Genomic DNA, 2,467 nt, shown 5'->3' on the forward strand with positions numbered 1-2,467 from the left:
GGTGTCGCGCGGTGGGCCGTGGTGGTTGGGGGAACTGCCCCCGCGGGCGTGGTCGCCGACGTGTCGACGGGCCCAGTGGCTGCGTCGTTACGGCGCCATCTCGTACGCCCCGGACAGCGCCTCGACGCGCTGCCAGACGCGCGCCGAGCGAGCCTCGTCGACAACGGGACGCCGCACCGCGCCCAGCGCCCAGCGCTGCTGCTCCTCGGTGGCGGAGTCCTTGCCGTGCAGCTCGACGGCGTGCGCGGAGAAGTCGCGTACGAGGACCGAGAACAGCTCGTCGAGCACGTCCTCGTCCAAGTCCTTCAGGCGGGCCTGCTCCAGGATCAGCTGGCCGTGCACCACCAGCGCGAACAGCTGGCCGACGGCGAGAAGAAGGTCGAGGTCGCGGCTCTGCTCCTCATCGGGGGCTGCGGTGGTGACGAACTCGCACAGGGCGTCGGCCTGCTCGCGGAAGCGGGCGACGTTGGGCACAGTGGCATACGCGTCGTAGGCGGTGCGCCAGTCGTGGAAGCGTACGGAACCCAGCCCGCGGGCCGGTCCCTGCCGGAAGAGGAACGCGTCGTCGGCCGCGTCGAGGCGGGTCGGCACGGGCGCGTACTCGGCCGGGTCCAGCAGGTGGTTGCGCATGAACTTGAGGATCAGCGCGAGGTTGACGTGGACCGTGCCCTCGAGCTTGGGCAGCCCCCGGATCTCGGTGGCGGCCTGCGCGAAGTAGGTGTCCTTCTCGAAGCCCTTGGCCGCGATGACGTCCCACATCAGGTCGATGACCTTCTCGCCCTCCGTGGTCACCTTCATCTTCGTCATCGGGTTGAACAGCAGGTAGCGGCGGTCGTCGGGGCCGGCGGAGCGGAAGTAGTCGACGGCACGGTCGCTGAACAGCTTCATGCCGACCAGGCGGACATACGCGTCGGCCAGCTCGCGGCGCACGTGCGGGAAGGCGGTCACGGGGCGGCCGTAGAGGACGCGGTTGTGCGCGTGGGTGACGGCCTCGTACATCGCGTGCTCGCAGATGCCGATCGAGGCGGTGCAGAGGTTGAACTTGCCGACGTTGACGGTGTTGAGCGCGGCGTCGAAGGCGGCGCGTCCGGTGTGCAGGACGTCCTCGGGACCGACCGGGTAGTCGTCGAGGCGGAACTCGCTGACGTACTTCGAGGAGTCGACGACGTTCTTCACCAGGTGGTACGCCGGGTGGCGGCTGTCGGCGGCGAAGAAGACGTACCCGTCCGGGCCCTCGATGTCGGTGCGGCGGCCGAAGACGGAGACGAGCCCTGCGGCATTGCCGTTGCCGATGTAGTACTTGGAGCCGCTCGCCCGGAAGCCACCGTTGCCGTCGGGCTCCAGGAGCATGTCGGTGGAGTAGATGTCAGCGCCGTGGGCCTTCTCGGACAGGCCGAAGGCGAACACCTCGCCCTGGTCCAGCAGTTCCGCCGCGCGGGTACGAGCAGCGGTGTTGTCGCTCTGCCAGACCGGGCCGAGACCGAGGATGGTCACCTGCCACGCGTACCAGTAGTCGAGGCCGTAGAACCCGAAGATCTCGTTGAGCGCGGCGATCCGGGCGGTGTCCCAGCGCTGGTCCTCCCGTCCGGCGGCGGAGGACGGGGTGAGGAAGGTGGCGAACAGCCCTTCCTTGGCGGCGAACGCGAGGAAGTCCGCGAGCCAGGCACGGGAGCGGTAGTCCTCGATCAGCCTGCGCTTGCCGCGCTCCTCGAACCAGTCGACGGTGGCGCGCAGCAGCCTGCGGGTCTCGGGGTCGAAGTGCGCCGGGTCGTACGTCCGCGGGTTGAACAGCAGGGCGTCGGTCATGGAGGTTCGCCTTCCGAGTGGTTGAGGGTTGAGGGTGCCGGTTGCCGGTTGCCAGGGGAAAGAGAAGCTGGGCGGTTCAGGAGTGCGACTGCGACGCGCCGAGGCGGTCGAGGGTGGCGAGTACGTCGTCGAGCCAGGCGATCGTCATCCGCTCGTACGCGATGCCGCCGCGCAGCACGACATGCTGCAGCTCCTGACCGGCGTCTGGCGGTGCGGGGGCCTCGGGCCCGGTGAAGTCACGCAGTTCCCCCGCGAGAAAGTGCGCAAGCCGGTCGCTGTGCACCTGGCGGTGCCGCTCGACCTCGCGAAGGAGCGCGCCGGGGTCGTCGAAGGCCGCACCGCGGATCTTCACGGCGAGCTCGTGCCGGATGCTCTCGGGTTCGATCGGCTCGTGCAGCCACCGGGAGAGGGCAGCGCGGCCGAGGCCGGCGACGGAGTACTCCTTCTTGTCCGGCCGGCCCTGTTGCGGCACGTCGCGGACGTCGAGCAGGCCGTCGCACTCCATGCGCTTGAGAACGCGGTAGATCTGCTGATGGGTGGCGGTCCAGAAGTAGCCGATGGACCGCTCGAACCGCCGGGCCAGCTCATAGCCGGAGCCCGGCTTCTCCAGCAGCGAGACCAGGATCGCGTGTTCGAGCGCCATACCTCGATCCTTCTATGC

2 protein-coding genes are annotated in these 2,467 nt (G+C 69.2%); both read right to left on the reverse strand.

Going from position 1 to position 2,467, the window contains the following annotated elements; translation table 11 throughout:
- Positions 1 to 87 precede the first annotated feature (87 nt).
- Positions 88 to 1,806, reverse strand: coding sequence for an acyl-CoA dehydrogenase family protein (locus ACWGI8_RS43045; RefSeq protein WP_453668923.1), 1,719 nt, complete (start codon positions 1,804 to 1,806; stop codon positions 88 to 90).
- Between the two features lie 76 nt (positions 1,807 to 1,882).
- Positions 1,883 to 2,449 (reverse strand): PadR family transcriptional regulator, encoded by a 567-nt coding sequence (locus ACWGI8_RS43050; protein ID WP_453668925.1) that lies wholly within the window; start codon positions 2,447 to 2,449, stop codon positions 1,883 to 1,885.
- Between the last annotated feature and the right edge of the window lie 18 nt (positions 2,450 to 2,467).

Source organism: Streptomyces sp. NPDC054841 (assembly GCF_053611045.1).